Origin of the sequence: Microcystis sp. M165S2, from assembly GCF_020245885.1 — a bacterium.
In the GTDB taxonomy this organism is placed as follows: domain Bacteria; phylum Cyanobacteriota; class Cyanobacteriia; order Cyanobacteriales; family Microcystaceae; genus Microcystis.
In genome coordinates this window covers 1-16200 of record NZ_JADBTZ010000299.1, presented here as the reverse complement: position 1 = coordinate 16200, position 16200 = coordinate 1, and the positions used below count along the sequence as shown (strand labels likewise).

The window sequence follows — 16200 nt, the reverse complement described above, 5'->3', positions numbered from 1 at the left end:
ATTAGACTTTGACACTTTGACGGATTTAGATAACTGGTTGCATCCGTGACTCGCTTTATTTGGGATAAATTTAGCAAAGACTTCTTAGAAACCCTTCTTTCTCCCTACGGTACAGTAGTTGTCAGCAAAGAAGTCACCTCATACTAAATCCGTTGAGTATAGGCTACTTATGAGGTTATGAAACAATTAATTTCATATCTCCCCCAACCCCTCTAACTCCCCACTCCCCTGACTCCCACAAAGCTCCAAAAATAAGGTTTTAAAAAAACCAGAATTCAAAATAAGAAATAGCGTTGGGCCATGGGTAAAACCGTAGCAGGTTCACAGATTAATAATTCCCCGTCAGCGCGCACTTCGTAGGTTTCGGGATTAACTTCCATGCGCGGTAAAGCGTCATTGAGCTTCATACTGGCCTTACTGATATTGCGCGTATTCGACACGGCCACGGCGGTTTTTTTCAGCTTTAACTTCTCAGGGATGCCCGCTTTCATAGCATATTTAGAAACAAATGTCAAGGAAGTTTTGGTGATCGCACCACCAAAAGAGGCAAACATGGGACGCATATAAACCGGTTGCGGTGTGGGAATACTGGCATTAGCATCGCCCATTTGCGCCCAGGCGATTAAACCGCCTTTCAGGACAATTTCCGGTTTTACGCCAAAAAATGCCGGTTTCCAGAGAACCAAATCGGCTAATTTGCCCACCTCGATGGAACCGACATGATCGGAAATCCCATGGGTAATAGCAGGATTAATCGTATATTTAGCAATATATCGTCTTGCCCGCAGATTATCATTCTCGCCCGTTTCCCCGGTCAGTCTGCCCCGTTGTACCCGCATTTTGTGGGCAGTTTGCCAAGTGCGGATAATTACTTCTCCCACCCGTCCCATAGCTTGAGAATCGGAGGAAATTATGCTAAAAGCCCCTAAATCGTGGAGAATATCCTCGGCGGCAATAGTCTCTCGGCGGATGCGGGATTCGGCAAAGGCCACATCTTCGGGAATGCTCCGGTCTAAATGATGACAAACCATCAACATATCGAGGTGTTCCTCTAAGGTATTCACCGTATAGGGACGCGTGGGATTAGTAGAGGAGGGTAAAACGTTCATTTCCCCGCAAACCCTGATAATATCGGGAGCATGACCACCGCCGGCCCCTTCCGTGTGGTAGGTGTGAATGACGCGATTTTTAAAAGCGGCGATAGTTGCCTCGACAAAACCGGCTTCATTGAGAGTATCGGTATGAATCGCCACCTGCACATCGTACTTATCGGCAACGCTTAAACAGGTATCAATGGCTGCCGGAGTGGTTCCCCAATCTTCATGGAGTTTTAAGCCAATTACCCCCGCTTTTACCTGTTCCGCTAGTCCTTCCGGCTGACTGCTATTGCCTTTGCCCAAAAAACCCAAATTCATCGGGAAAGCTTCGGCCGCCTCTAGCATTCGATAGATGTTCCATTCTCCCGGGGTGCAGGTGGTGGCATTAGTTCCCGTCGCCGGTCCAGTCCCGCCACCAATCATCGTGGTAATCCCCGACGCAATCGCTGTCTCAATTTGTTGGGGACAGATAAAATGAATATGAGCATCAATCCCCCCTGCTGTCAAAATCATCCCTTCCCCGGCCAATGCCTCGGTGGCAGGACCGATAATAATATCGACATTATCTTGAATGTGGGGATTACCCGCTTTACCGATTTGATAAATTTTGCCATCTTTAATGCCCACATCGGCTTTAACGATGCCCCACCAGTCGAGAATTAAGGCATTAGTAATCACTAGATCTACCGCTCCATCTTCCCTAGAAATGGGGGATTGGCCCATACCATCGCGAATTACTTTACCACCGCCGAATTTTACCTCATCGCCGTAGGTGGTGAAATCTTTTTCGACTTCGATAAATAATTCCGTGTCTGCCAGGCGAACTTTATCTCCGACGGTGGGGCCGTAGGTTTCTGCATAGGTGCGGCGATCGATGCGATAATTCATAGGGGGAATTCTTTAAAATCGAGATCGATTATACGATCGATTTTCCGGCAATTATCGCTTTTTCGGGATTTTCTTACATTTTTAATCTGGCTCGTCTTCGAGGATTTCTTTGGCTTTCAGTAAAGCTTGGCGATGTTCTTCGGTGACGGTGGGATATCGTAAACCGAGGGATTCCAGGGTGTAATAAATAACCGCCCCCACAGCTAAACGGGTAAACCATTTGCGATCGGCCGGGATAATATACCAAGGAGCCCACTCGGTACTGGTATGATTGAATACCTCCTCGTAGGCTTTCATGTAATCATCCCAAAAAGCCCTTTCTTTGACATCATTTTCGGAAAACTTCCAGTTTTTTTCGGGGCGATCAATTCTTTCCAAAAATCGTTTTTTCTGTTCTTCTTTAGAAACATTGAGAAAGAATTTCAGGACAATAACCCCATTGTTAACCAGATATTTTTCAAAATTATTAATCTCCTCAAAACGTCGCTGCCAAACTTTCTTGGTTCTGTCTTCAGGGGGGAGTTTTTGCCGTTCCAATAAATTTTGATGGACACGCACGACTAATAATTCTTCGTAGTAGGAACGATTAAAAATACCGATACGACCCCGCTCCGGTAAGGCTTTATAATATCGCCAGAGATAATCGTGATCTAGTTCTTCGGCCGAGGGAACTTTAAAGCTAAATACCTGACAGCCTTGGGGATTTAAGCCGGACATAACGTGTCTGATCGTACCATCTTTACCCGCCGCATCCATGGCTTGCAGATTAATTAACAGAGCATAGGTATCCTGGGCATAGAGTTTATCTTGAAACTCGGCCATTTTTTCGATACCCTGTTGCAGCAGCAGCGTGGCATCTTCTTTGGTAATGTAGTCGGGTTTAAACCCGGGATCGTAGTCTTTGTGCAGAGAAATTTCTTTACCCGGTGGCACCATTAAGGATTGTAAAAATGCTTGGCGATCAATTTTGCTGACCATGCTCTTCTCCTTGATTATTTTGACCCCTAAAATCACATTGTAGCACTTTTGCTCGGAAAATATCTAACTCTTGAACCGGCGAGTCAAGGATGATACTAAATCCGTTGAGTAACGCACAGAAAACGGGTTTCTCCGAGAAACCCGTTTTCTGCTCATGCACTCATGCAAAAAGGGGAATAAATAATCAGTCTTTAATAACCAGATTTAGTATGAAGTGGCAGAAATGACCTAGAAACAAGTATATTTAAATATTCGATTTTAGCTACTCCTCATCTGACGAGAAAGTAAAGAATAATTTTTAGGCGATCGCAAATTCGGTAAACTGTCGCACTTCGGGAGGTTGAAAAGCTAAAACTATCTCACTGCTGGGAATTCCTAAGCGCATTAATTCCGTGGCGATACCTGCTTCTGTCCAATCTTCTTCAATATAAATTTTGTCATTTTTTAGACGAAGATAAACGGAAATCGCTTTAATTCGTTTGCCATTTTTCCAGCCAATATTAAACCAAAGATATTGGCTTCTATCATCGTCAAATATCAATATTTCTTCTATGTCTTGATCGGGTACTTGTGAGGAAATTTCTGCATATTCTGTGAGAATTTTCTTGATTATGCTTTGATAATAATTTAGTTTATCCATTGGACGATTTCCTCCTGATTAGTGTCAACAATTAACAATAAAATTTGATACTTTTGCAAGATTATTTGTATGGCAGCTTGAGCGAAAAACTTTTCGTAGATTTCTTGTCCGATTAAAAAAATAAAGAAATTAATACATACAAGATATTTATTACAATTTCAACAATTAATCTCGAAAATTGTCCGAACCACAGGTAAGACATGTACCATCATCAGGATCTATGACATTACCCAGACAATCTTCAGCTGTGCAATCTTCCCGCAATACTTCATAAGATTCATTACATACAAGGCAATAAATAGTGTTGCTAGTTGGTTCATTAGGTATTAGTTGAGCTAATCTTGGAATCTGTTCGTCTTCGTAATTTTCCCTAAAACCACTATAACAACTAGGACAGAAATAACGTCTTGTTTTTTTATTAAAATTAAAATATTTATTATTTGCTGAAGGTGTTAATAAATCAATTACAAGGTTTATTTCTAAAGCCAGCCTAAGGTTAAATAATTCTCTGGTTTCAGGGCTATATAGAACAGATTCAGGTTCATTTTGAATGAATTGTCCTCGAATAGAACTCTTGCAAATTAATTATATGTTATAATGATGGGTTAACTAATTTTCCCCAAAAAATTAGTTAACCAGTACATTCGTCCTGAATGAAAACTTGAAGTTTAACTTTTAACTCAAAACTCTTTAGATATGCTTTAATTTGGTTATCAAAACCTCTTTATTTAAGCGGCACAAACTATCTCAATTTTTATAATTGAGAATAAATTCTCCTTGACTTGATTAATCTTTAGGAAACTTTTAAGAAGCTGCTATACCTATCCCTAACTCACAGTTATAAATAGCCGCCAACAGGTTAACTCTTAAACTATATCTTCGACGACGATTCCGATATTTACAGGATAAGATTTTAAAGGTTTTGAGTTTCCTATTTATATGTTCAATGATAATCCTTTCTTTGGCTAAAGCCTTGTTATACTCTTTTTCTAACTCTGTTAATTTTCTATTTTTCGATTTCTTTTTCGGTGTATAACTATTACTATGGTATGCAGCTATTCCCTGATAACCACTGTCTTCTATGCTGGTAGTTAAAGGATGAAAACGAACTCGACTTTTTTTAAATAAACTAAAATCATGACCTCTACCTTTCCCACAAAAGACACAGATAATTTCCTCGGTATTTTGATCAGCTACTAATTGGGATTTTAAAGTATGATAACCTCTTTTACCTGAAAAAAAATCTTTCTGTTTCTTTTGGGGGCGTTCAATGGGAGTTTCCGTTACATCCATTACCGTTACGACCGGTATCTCTGCTTGATTGAGTAAAGCTTTTTTTCCTTTTAAACGGAAGTTTCCCGATTGTAAAAGCATTTTTTCCGTCTTATTTACAATCCGACATATAGTTGATTCTGATAGTTCCCAGCTTGTACCAATGTGAAAATATGTTCTATATTCTCGCCAATATTCTAACGTTACTAAAACTTGTTCTTCTATAGATAGTTTAGGTTTCGGTCCCCTTTTAGATGGTGAATTAGAGTCGGCTTCAACACTTTTTACTGATTCTACCATCTTTCTATATGTTTGTTTATACACACCGAAACGGCGTTTGAACTGTTCAGCTGATAAGTTTTGATAATCCATATTTTTGCTAATAAACATAGCAAAAGTATAGATGATTTCCTGACCTAAGATCACATTTTATTCTTTTTTCAACTTCAATCTAAAAATCGAGAAAAAAGCAAAACCCTCCATCATACCATAAAAAAATTATGCAAGAGGTCTAATTTTTATCCACGAGTTTGGCTCTATCAAATAATGACAAATTTCTAGAATTTCAACAAACAGATTTTCAGTTTTTATATATAATTCAGGATCTACAGTGTGCATAATTATATTTCGCTTGCTTCTCAAATCTTCAAATCTTTGTCGAAAGTTATCTGGTAATCGACCAGTCGATACGGTATTATAAACTTTGACTAAATCCTGTGCATCAATTGTTTTAAATTCACTAAAACGGATATTGCGCTCATGAGATTTACTGGGATAATTACTCGGATCTCCTAAAATTAGTAAATACGGGCTAACTGTAGCAATATGACCTTTTAAGAGAAATTCGGTTCCTTGTTGAATAAGGGAAAGGGCTGTACTCAATGGACGTTGTGCTTGTTTCCAATATTGCTCAGATGACAATTGATCGATTACTTCTTCATTCTCATCGCTATAATACACATTATAAATATATTCCGCATCCTTAAGTTTTGTAGATAAACTTATCAGCGTATTCCAAGCCAGATTTAAAAAATCAATGCCAGCGGATTTAAAATCATCTCCAGTCGGTACATCTATAATCATAATTTTTCGTACTCACTTTTATCATTTCATTTAAGGCGATTTATTGGTAAATGAGATTGTGTGGCTTTTCATCCCGCTCAAAATGATAGCGAACTTTTTTATTGTGTGGCTTGTACCCGAACTAAACTTGACTATACTTTGTGAGCCTCCGCATAAATCCGTAAAGCGGCGGACATTTTTTGTTCACAATCCTCGCCCTGTGATTGAAACCAAGCTAGGGTTTCGGGATCTACTTGAACAAGAACATTTACTTTCTCTACAGGTTTCCACCACCGCGATTTACTAAAAAACTCCTCGGTTAAGGGCGGAATATCGGATGTGTCGATTTCCTCTTCCGTAAGAGCGTCAACTTTCTCCCAATTCGTCTCGGAGGTATTGTTCATATCGTTTTCGTTCATAGGGTAAAGCTTTACGAAGTGAAATAATACGAATTGTATCTCTACTCGGTTCTGTAAAAACGACAACTACCACTCGGCCATCGAGCGTACCGATTCCTATCAATCGATCTTCGCCATAATTTTCTCGTTCGTCAAGGGAAACTCGAATGGGATGTTCAAATATCCGCTGCGCGTCCGCGAAGTCTAGATCGTGCTTGATGATATTCGCTCGGTTCTTTTGTCGATCCCACTCGAATTTCATATTTTTATTTTATCGAGTTGTCATTCCGTATATCGAAAAAAATCCTATAATTGTCGAAAATTCGATCGTTAGAGGGGTCATCTTGATCGAAATCAAAAGAAATCTTTCGCCTCGATCGAAATGACCCATAACCGGTCAACTAACTCAAAACACCAGAAGGAATACCTAAGATATCCTCAATCTTAGGTAAATCTTCTAGGGGAATTACCCGGCCTTCATCCTCAAAACCAGCGATTTCATTAAAGTTCAAATAGCGGTATAAATCACCAGCAAAAGGATTAATTTTCTCGGTGACAATTGCTAGGTATTCCTCAACGGTAGGAATGCGTCCCAGCAGCGCACAAACCGCCGCTAATTCGGCGGAACCGAGATAGACTCGTGCATCTTTTCCCATGCGATTATTGAAGTTACGAGTCGAGGTAGAAAATACCGTCGCTCTGTCTTCAACCCGCGCTTGATTACCCATACAAAGGGAACATCCCGGCATCTCGGTACGCGCCCCAGAAGCGGCAAAAATGCCGTACATTCCCTCATCGCGTAATTGTTTTTCATCCATGCGGGTGGGGGGACAAATCCACAGTTTAGCCTTAGCAACTCCTGCCCCTTCTAATATCTTAGCAGCGGCGCGATAATGACCGATATTAGTCATACAAGAACCGATGAACACCTCATCAATTTTATCCCCAGCGCATTCCGACATTAACTTGATATTATCCGGGTCATTGGGTGCGGCGACAATTGGTTCTTTAATCTCGCTTAAATTGACGGTGATAATATCCGCATATTCGGCATCCTTATCCGCCTCCATCAGGACGGGATTAGCTAACCATTGTTCCATTTTTGCTACCCGACGTAGGATAGTTTTAGCATCACTATAACCCCGGGCTGCCATATTTTTTAACAATGCCACATTAGAGCGTAAATATTCCGCCACTGTTTCCGTACTTAACTTAATCGTACAACCAGCGCAGGAACGTTCCGCCGTGGCATCGGTTAACTCAAAAGCCTGTTCTAATTTCAAATCCGGCAGCCCTTCCATCTCCATAATGCGACCGTTAAAAACATTTTTTTTGTTCTGTTTTTCCACGGTTAATTTGCCTTCTTGGATGGCAACGTAGGGAATAGCATTAACAATATCCCGCAGAGTCACACCGGGTTGTAATTCCCCCGTAAAACGCACTAAAACCGATTCCGGCATATCCAAAGGCATTACTCCCAAAGCGGCGGCAAATGCCACTAAACCCGACCCCGCAGGAAAGGAAATTCCCAAAGGAAAACGAGTATGAGAATCGCCTCCAGTCCCCACCGTATCCGGCAATAACATCCGATTTAACCAGGAGTGAATAATGCCATCTCCCGGACGTAAAGCGACCCCACCCCGGGTAGAGAAAAAGTCGGGTAATTGGTGATGAGTTTGAATATCAACCGGTTTCGGATAGGCTGCCGTGTGACAGAAACTCTGCATGACTAAATCGGCGCTAAAACCTAAACAGGCTAACTCTTTTAACTCGTCTCTGGTCATCGGGCCAGTGGTATCCTGAGACCCTACCGTAGTCATAATCGGGTCACAGGAAGTACCCGGCCGCACCCCGGGTAAACCGCAAGCTTTGCCGACCATTTTTTGTGCTAGGGTGTAACCTTTGCCTGTGTCACTAGGCATAGTGGGACGGGTAAATAGGGTACTAGCCTCAAGTCCCAAGGCGTGACGGGTTTTATCGGTGAGACTGCGACCGATTAAGAGGTGAATACGACCGCCGGCGCGCACTTCATCCAGAATTGTCTCAGGTTTGAGGCTAAAAGTGCTAATAGTTGCGCCCGCTTCGTTGGTGATTTTGCCTTCGTAGGGATAGATTTTAATCACATCCCCCGTGTTCATTTGGCTAACATCGCATTCAAGCGGTAAAGCGCCGGAATCCTCGGCCGTATTAAAGAAGATAGGGGCGATTTTACTGCCTAAAATATAGCCACCAGCACGTTTATTAGGCACAAAGGGAATATCATCGCCAATATGCCAGAGAACCGAGTTAATTGCCGATTTTCGGCTGGAACCCGTCCCGACCACATCCCCCACATAGGCGACCGGATGGCCTAATTTTTTCAATTCGGCAATGGTTTCTAAGGACCCGGGTTGACGGGTTTCTAACATTACCAAAGCATGAAGGGGAATATCGGGCCGGGTGGTGGCATGGGGAGCGGGAGATAGGTCATCTGTATTGGTTTCTCCTGGGACTTTGAAGACGGTGACGGTAATTTCTTTAGCAAGTTTCGGTTTAGCGATAAACCAAGCGCCATTGGCCCAAGCATCGATAACCTGTTTAGCATAGGGATTGGTGTCGGATAATTCCAAAACCTCGTTAAACGCATCGAATACCAGCAGGGTTTTACTTAAAGCGCTGGCAGCGGCAGCGGCGATATTAATATCTCTGGATTTAATCAGTTCAATCAGAGAATGAACGTTATAACCACCGACCATGGTTCCCAGTAAGCTAACCGCACCTTGGGGGGAGATAACGTTAGATTTTATTTCACCTTTAGCAATTCCTGTTAAAAATCCCGCTTTAACGTAGGCGGCTTCATCAACTCCGGGGGGAACACGGTCACGCAGCAGGGTCAGCAATTCTCCCTTGAGTTCTTCGGTCGGATTTTTGAGCATTTCGCATAATTCCGCCGTTTGTTGAGCGTTGAGGGGAAGGGGAGGGATACCTAATTTCGCTCGGTCGGCAACGTGCTGATGATACGCTTCTAACATAGATATAGTCTCTCCTAGTCTTCACTTGTGACGGTTTCTTCCTAGGTTACTGGATTTTTGCTAGTCTCTGAATTTCTAGGTTAACGAGAGATGACTTTGCTGTGTGGGCTGCATCTCACATTTGCAGGAACACCGACAATCAGCAATTATCAGCTTCTCAAGGCAAGAGTCACTCATGCAAGAGGCAAAAGAAAGAATCTGGCAATTCTCCCACCTAAAAAGAAGGTTAGAAACTAAGTACATCAAAGCTTTTAGCTTAACCAATTAGGTTTTAGATTCGGTCGAGTGACTCTTAAATTAGTACACAAATATTAACAACTGCCTGTAAGCATCCCACCGAAAAACTAATGCGCTCCTGGGTTTGGGGGGTAGAACCCCCCAAAAGCTTGGATTGAGTAATAAAATCGAAAGTAACGCCCAATTTTAGCCGAGAGTTTCCCCTTAAAAATCTCAACTTAGTAGATTGACAAAAATGAGATGCAGGCAGTGTTTGACTTCCATAAAATGAGAAAATAGCGATCGATTGACTATATTGAGGCTTAGATAATGGCTATCACCGATTCTGATCTAGATTTAGCACAATATATCGACCATTCTCTCCTCATCCCCACCGCCACCAGTGAACAATTAGAGGCTTACTGTCAACAGGCCGAACAATATCGTTTTCCCACCGTCTGCGTTTATCCCGCTGCCGTTAAGCAAGCTGTGCAGTTACTCCACGGCAAAAAAACTTTAGTTTCTACCGTGATTGGTTTTCCCGCAGGGGCCACTACCTCCGCAGTTAAACGTTATGAGGCTTTAGAAGCCGTAGATAATGGTGCTAAGGAGTTAGATGTGGTTATTAATCTCGGTTGGCTAAAAGATGGGAAATCTGAGGAATTATTCCAAGAAATTGCTAGTATTTGTCAGGAAACCAGCCAGACAGTAAAAGCAATTCTGGAAACCTCGCAACTGACGGACACCGAGAAACGTTTAGCGGCGGAGATTTGCATGGATGCAGGTGTGAGTTATCTAAAAACCAGTACCGGCTGGTTTGGAGGAGCAACAGTTAGCGATGTGAAGTTTCTCAAGGAAATTAGCAAAGGACGGGTAGGAATTAAAGCATCCGGCGGAATTCGTACCCTAGAACAAGCGATCGCTCTTATCCGCGCCGGGGCCACCCGTCTGGGAACTTCCCGCGGTGTCGATTTAGTCCGTCAGCAAAAAGCCGCTTTTGAGGAATAATACTAAATCCTGTTTAAAAGGTATAGGAAAGTGGGGAAGTGGGGAAGTGGGGAGAATAAATAAAAAATAATCTCCTGTCTCCTGAATCCTGTCTCCTGAATCCTGTCTCCTGAATCCTGTCTCCTGAATCCTGTCTCCTGACAGCTAAAATTATGGCTGACATTCAATAAAAATAAGGAGGTTTATTTGCCGATAATTCGCTGTGGTAATCGAGAATTTAGAGATATTCAAGGGATTGTTTTTGATAAGGACGGTACGCTAGAGGATTCGCGGGCTTTCTGGTACGATCGAGCTATAGCTCGGGTACAAGCCATTGAATCGCGAATTCCGGGTTTAGAGTCTTTATTAACTAAAACTTTTGGTATTGGGGCAAATAGTCTCAATCCTGCTGGTTTAATGGCAGTGGGCAGCCGCAGAGATAATCATATCGTCGCTGCCGGTTGTATTGCTTCCACTGGCCTCGATTGGTTAACGGCCATGGCGATCGCAAAAGCGGCCTTCCAAGCGGCCGATGAAAAGGTTCCCCCCCGCTTAAATCCCCTCTATCCCCACTGTTTAGAAGTCATTCGTTATCTGCACGCGGCCGGTTTACAATTAGCGATTCTTTCCTCCGATACCACAGCACGAGTTGAGCAATTTGTCAAGGAAAATGACCTATTAAATTATATTAAAATTGCCCGGGGATGCGATCGAGGTTTAAGTAAACCCGATCCCTTATTATGGCAAGAAACCTGTCAAGCTTTGGGGACCGCAGTGGACAAAACCCTGATGGTGGGGGACACTAGGGCCGATTGGGAAATGGCTAAACAGGCCAAATCAGCAGCAGCGATCGCAATTAGTTGGCAACTGGAAAACCATCAAGATTTACAATTAGCTGATGTGGTCATTAGAGAACTGACTGCAATCTCGGTTATCAGATAAGTAGGGAGGCACAATTATTTGTAGGATGGGTTAGCAGTAGCGTAACCCATGCAGACGTTGGGTTTCATGCTTCAACCCAACCTAGGTTCTTCCCCCACACCCCACACCCCACACCCCACACCCCACACCCCAATTCATAATTTCCTCTATGCTAACAATTGCCTTACCGAAGGGTGCTTTACTAAACGAAAGTATCCAAATATTTCAGAAAATTGGCTTAGATTTTAGTGACTTTCTTGACTCAAAAAATCGCCAATTACAGATTACCGACCCCACTAACCAAGCGAAAGCATTATTAGTAAGAGCTACAGATGTCCCCGTTTATGTAGAATACGGTCAGGCACAATTAGGCATCGCCGGTTATGATATTTTATTGGAAAAATCTCCCGATGTGGCTAATTTAATTGACCTAAAATTTGGTTATTGTCGGATGTCGGTAGCTGTCCCTGCTGATAGTCCCTATCAAAGTCCCTTAGATATTCCCCATCACGGTAAAGTTGCCTCAAAATTTGTCAATTGTGCTAAGGATTATTTTCGTCGTTTAGATATTCCCGTCGAGATTATACCTCTCTATGGTTCCGTAGAATTAGGACCGATTACGGGTATGTCAGAAGCGATAGTTGACCTAGTTTCCACCGGTCGAACTTTACGGGAAAATGGTTTAGTAGAAATTGACGAATTATTTGCTAGTAGCGCTCGATTAATCGCTCATCCCCTCAGCTATAGACTAGATTGCGATCGGATTTATAACTGGGTAGAAAAGCTCAGAGAAGCAACTACATCAATGGCAAAAGTTTAACAAATCAGCGCCCCCCTTATTAAGGGGGGATCAAGGGGGGATCAGCACCCCCCTTATTAAGGGGGGATTAAGGGTAGATTTATCTTATTTCCCCCTAACCTAATTGTTTCAATAGTAAACCAAGGAGCGCACCAGCAAGAATTAACCAAGTAGAATTAACTTGAAAACGTAGTAAAAGAATAGCGGAGATAAGAGATAGAATGATAGCCAATAAATTAAAGGGTAAATTCCCGTAAGGTTGTAACCAAGTAGCTAGAGCTAAATTAAAAATTACTGCCACCATTAAAGCCACAGCACTAGCATTAATTGCGTCCAAAAAAGCACCCGTCCAAGGCGATTGTCTCAGCTTAGGAATGAGGGGATTAAGTAATAAAACAAAGATAAAAGAAGGAAAGAAAATCGCTAGAGTTGCCACAATTGCCCCCGATACTCCTAATATTTGATAACCGATAAAAGTGGCTGTGGATAACACCGGTCCAGGGGTAAATTGACCCACAGCAATGGCATCTAATAATTGTTGCTGAGTTAACCATCCTCTCCCCTGGACTAAATCCCCTTCTAAAAAGGCAACTAACACATAACCACTACCAAATAAAACACTACCCACCTTGAGGAAAAACAACCCTAATCCTGTTAATGTCGGTGGGATATTGCTAGGAGTAGCAACTGCCGTCACACCGCCTATTCCTGCCACAATCAGGGGGAAAGTAGCGAATTTTTTTAGGATAAACATCCCGATAATTCCGCCTAAAAGTAAAGCGATAATTTCATTTAAACCTAAGATTAATAAACCGATAACTCCCAATCCGATGAAGAGTAATTGACGGGTTTTCATTGCCTTTTTGCCTAAGCGCCATAAAGCTTGAAAAATCACCGCAATTACCACCGGTTTAATCCCCGCAAAAATCGTGGCCACATCCGGTAAAGTCCCGTAGGTAGTATAAATCCAAGCTAAAAAACCAGTAATTAACACCGCAGGAGTGATAAAACAAACTCCCGTGATTATTAAACCCGCTAAACCCCCAAAAATATAACCGATATGAATGGCCATTTCCGTGGAATTAGGACCGGGAATCAGATTAGTTGCCCCCACCAAATCGAGAAATCGCTCCTTAGTCATCCAACCGCGACGCTTAACCACTTCTTCCTCCATTAAAGCGATATGGGCAGCTGGACCGCCAAAACCGATAATCCCGATTTTGAGAAATAAAAGGGCAAGTTGCGAGAGATTAGGAGGCGATGAAGTCAGCATTTTCTGATTACCAATAGTTTTTCTAGAATCAAGTTTATATCCAAGAATATAGGCTTAAGTTAAATTCTTGGCTAGATCTCGTCAATTCCAAAAGTCCATAATTGCAAAAGTGTTTTACACAAACTAAATTATAAGTATTTAATACTACCGTTCAAGTAAATTTGATACAAAAAAAAATTAAGAAAACTTTATCAATAATATTGATTAATTTGTTTATAATAGAACTCCTTAGTCAACAAAGCATAAACAATAATCAATTATCACAATTTATTCTAATCTATATTAAAGAAACTCTATGGACAGCTTGCCGCCTAACACTAACCAGTTTTCAGATACTCAAGAGCCAGCGGCGAGTCCAACTCAGCGCCAAGCAGTGCCAGTCAATTATGAGTACAGCCTCAATCTGCCGGAATTACTCAACCAGCTTGACCTCTCGGTGTTGATTTCCACCTACCAAGCGGGACGGGTGGCCAGCATTGGCACTTATCAAGGACAAATGCGGGTGAGTTTCGCCCATTTTGACCAAGCGATGGGTTTAACCCGAACTGCTACCGGAATTGCTGTGGGCGCTCGTCAGGCAATTTGGCATTTACCCGCTAATCGAGAGATTGCCCCCCAGATTAAACCGGAAGGGGAACAGGATATCGCCTTTTTAGCTCGCTCCTCTCACCTCACCGGCCCGATTATGGGTCATGATTTGGCCTTTGGCAGTAATCGCCTTTGGGTGGTCAATACCCTGTTTAACTGTCTGGCAACCATCGAAGGAAATTGGAGTTTTCTCCCCCAGTGGAAACCGCCCTTTATTACCGAGTTGGTCCCCGGGGACCGATGTCACCTCAATGGCTTGGCTATGGCTGAAAATAGCGGCACTCCCGCCTATGTGACGGCATTGGGGGAAACCAACGAGGAAAGCCTCTGGCGAGAGAATAAAGCACAGGGCGGATGCCTGATTGATGTGCCTAGGGGAGAGGTGATTCTGCGGGGTTTAGCTATGCCCCATTCTCCCCGCCTTTACCAGGGTAATCTCTATTTCCTCAATTCCGGTTATGGAACCTTGAACCGTTGGCATCCCCAAACTGGCAGCACGGAAATCGTGGCGGAATTGCCCGGTTTTACCCGGGGTTTGGACTGTTGGGAAGGTCACGCCTTTGTCGGGTTGTCCCAAATTCGGGAAACGGCGATTTTTGGCGGTTTACCCCTGGATGAGCGGCGTAATCAATTGCGGTGCGGGTTGGCTATTGTCAACCTAGCTACCAGTCAACTGGTGGCAACTTTTTGGTTCAATAGCGGCGTGGAGGAGGTTTTCGCTGTCACTCTGCTGCCGGGCTACCGCAACCCGGGGCTAATTGGACCAGATACCGACCTCGACGGCACTCAATCCGTCTGGATGGTGCCTTCTTTGCCAGCTTAATTGTTTAATTTTTACTCTTTATTCAGGAAAAAATCATGTCAACTCCTTTTGTAGTTAAGGATATCTGTCCCGGTTTAGGTAAATCCTCCCCCGGCAATCTGACGGCATTATATAGTTTTACCAATAAATGTTAGAACAAAGATGTAGATGTAGGTTGCTCTAATGGGAAGTTTTGTGATGACAAGTAGCATTGATGATATTTATGGGGAATAATAGATTTAGATGAGTGCCTAACTTTCCAATTGGTAGCGACTTGCCATGAACCCAACAACCGCCAATTATGATGAACCCTGGAAAGAAGCATTAACCGAGTATTTTGAAGCGTTTTTACATTTCTTCTTTCCCGAAGTTCACCAACTAATTGATTGGACAAAAACTCCCGAATCCCTAGAAAAAGAACTCAAACGGATTACCGCTTCAGCAAAGACAAAAAAACGTTTCGCTGACAAACTCTATAAAGTTTGGTTACTCAGGGGTGAAGAAGTCTGGATTTTGATTCATATTGAAATTCAAAGCCAGTACGAAGAAAATTTCCCTCAGAGGATGTATATTTATAACTATCGGGCCTTTGATTTGTATCAGAAACCGGTTATCAGTCTCGCTATATTAGGGGATGAACGAGTAAATTGGCGACCAGATTCCTATAATTATACCATTGCTGGCTGTGAAGTGAGTCTGAAATTCCCAACAGTCAAATTACTGGACTATGAGGAAAGCTGGTCAGAACTAGAAGCAAGTAGCAATCCCTTTGCTATAATCGTCATGGCACACCTGAAAACAAAAGCGACTACTGGGAAGCTGCCAGAACGGGAACAGTGGAAGTGGAGGTTAATCAGGGGATTATATGAAAAGGAGTTCGAGAGAGAACAGATAATTAAACTGTTTGAAATCATCGACAATATGATGACTTTATCCCCTGAATTGCAGTCAAGTTTAGAGAGTAAAATCAAACAATTTGAGGAGGAAAGAACCATGCCTTTAGTAAGTAATATGGAGTTACGAGGAATAGAACGCGGTAAAGAAATTGGCAAGGAAATAGGTAAGGAAATAGGTAAAGAAATAGGCAAGGAAATTGGGAAGGAAATTGGAGCGTTAGAAAATGCTCGTGATTTTGTCAAAACAGTTTTGCAAGCTCGCTTAGGTGAAGTTCCTTTAGATGTGGAACAATACCTGAATAAAGTTTCGGTACTATCTACATTACAAGAGATTGTTAAATTAGCAGCTACCGCTAATTCTCTCGCAGAATT

15 protein-coding genes and 1 pseudogene are annotated in these 16200 nt (G+C 42.5%); 6 read left to right on the top strand and 10 right to left on the bottom strand.

Translation table 11 applies throughout. From position 1 onward, the window contains the following. Positions 1-45 precede the first annotated feature (45 nt). Positions 46-141: pseudogene (locus tag IM479_RS23075) on the top strand (DUF4351 domain-containing protein); the annotation flags it as partial. A gap of 134 nt (positions 142-275) precedes the next feature. Here IM479_RS23075 and ureC read toward each other — a convergent pair. The 9 genes from ureC to acnB form a co-directional block, all read right to left on the bottom strand. Then, a complete protein-coding gene (gene ureC / locus IM479_RS15130) occupies positions 276-1985 on the bottom strand; it encodes an urease subunit alpha (protein ID WP_287685342.1) in 1710 nt (569 codons plus the stop codon). A gap of 81 nt (positions 1986-2066) precedes the next feature. Next, positions 2067-2963 (bottom strand): polyphosphate kinase 2 family protein, encoded by an 897-nt coding sequence (locus tag IM479_RS15125; RefSeq protein WP_286826209.1) that lies wholly within the window; start codon positions 2961-2963, stop codon positions 2067-2069. A gap of 298 nt (positions 2964-3261) precedes the next feature. Continuing rightward, positions 3262-3603, bottom strand: coding sequence for a XisI protein (locus IM479_RS15120; protein ID WP_286826208.1), 342 nt, complete (start codon positions 3601-3603; stop codon positions 3262-3264). Further along, entirely contained in the window at positions 3591-3704 is a 114-nt protein-coding gene (locus IM479_RS15115) for an element excision factor XisH family protein (protein ID WP_286826211.1), read from the bottom strand. The genes IM479_RS15120 and IM479_RS15115 overlap by 13 nt, the downstream gene beginning before the upstream one ends. 703 nt (positions 3705-4407) lie before the next feature. Further along, positions 4408-5265 (bottom strand): IS5-like element ISMae4 family transposase, encoded by an 858-nt coding sequence (locus IM479_RS15110; RefSeq protein WP_287685343.1) that lies wholly within the window; start codon positions 5263-5265, stop codon positions 4408-4410. A gap of 108 nt (positions 5266-5373) precedes the next feature. After that, the gene (locus tag IM479_RS15105; protein WP_287685341.1) at positions 5374-5958 is read right to left on the bottom strand and encodes a hypothetical protein; all 585 of its coding nucleotides are present in this window, start codon (positions 5956-5958) and stop codon (positions 5374-5376) included. A gap of 131 nt (positions 5959-6089) precedes the next feature. Continuing rightward, positions 6090-6356: a BrnA antitoxin family protein gene (locus IM479_RS15100; RefSeq protein WP_002746336.1), complete on the bottom strand. Its 267-nt coding sequence runs from the start codon at positions 6354-6356 to the stop codon at positions 6090-6092. Further along, positions 6304-6597, bottom strand: coding sequence for a BrnT family toxin (locus tag IM479_RS15095; RefSeq protein ID WP_002735016.1), 294 nt, complete (start codon positions 6595-6597; stop codon positions 6304-6306). Before IM479_RS15095 ends, IM479_RS15100 begins: the two co-directional genes overlap by 53 nt. 139 nt (positions 6598-6736) lie before the next feature. Then, entirely contained in the window at positions 6737-9346 is a 2610-nt protein-coding gene (acnB, locus tag IM479_RS15090; RefSeq protein ID WP_287685340.1) for a bifunctional aconitate hydratase 2/2-methylisocitrate dehydratase, read from the bottom strand. A 546-nt stretch (positions 9347-9892) separates the two neighbouring features. On the opposite strand from acnB, the gene deoC reads away from it, so the two are divergent. From deoC to hisG, 3 genes are all read left to right on the top strand, one after another. After that, positions 9893-10570, top strand: coding sequence for a deoxyribose-phosphate aldolase (gene deoC / locus IM479_RS15085; protein ID WP_287685339.1), 678 nt, complete (start codon positions 9893-9895; stop codon positions 10568-10570). Between the two features lie 186 nt (positions 10571-10756). Then, complete coding sequence (locus IM479_RS15080) at positions 10757-11491, top strand: HAD family hydrolase (protein ID WP_287685338.1); 735 nt, start codon at positions 10757-10759, stop codon at positions 11489-11491. A 148-nt stretch (positions 11492-11639) separates the two neighbouring features. After that, positions 11640-12290 (top strand): ATP phosphoribosyltransferase, encoded by a 651-nt coding sequence (hisG, locus tag IM479_RS15075; protein WP_286826202.1) that lies wholly within the window; start codon positions 11640-11642, stop codon positions 12288-12290. 94 nt (positions 12291-12384) lie between these two features. Here hisG and chrA read toward each other — a convergent pair whose 3' ends face one another. Then, positions 12385-13542 carry a chromate efflux transporter gene (gene chrA / locus IM479_RS15070; RefSeq protein ID WP_287077822.1) on the bottom strand — a complete coding sequence of 386 codons (1158 nt, stop codon included), beginning with the start codon at positions 13540-13542 and terminating at the stop codon, positions 12385-12387. 295 nt (positions 13543-13837) lie between these two features. Between chrA and IM479_RS15065 the strand changes: the two genes are divergently transcribed. Continuing rightward, positions 13838-14953, top strand: a complete 1116-nt coding sequence (locus tag IM479_RS15065) for a TIGR03032 family protein (protein ID WP_287077821.1) — start codon at positions 13838-13840, stop codon at positions 14951-14953. Positions 14954-15211: 258 nt separating this feature from the next. Further along, a partial coding sequence (locus IM479_RS15060) for an RpnC/YadD family protein (RefSeq protein ID WP_287699480.1) occupies positions 15212-16200 on the top strand: 989 nt, incomplete at its 3' end.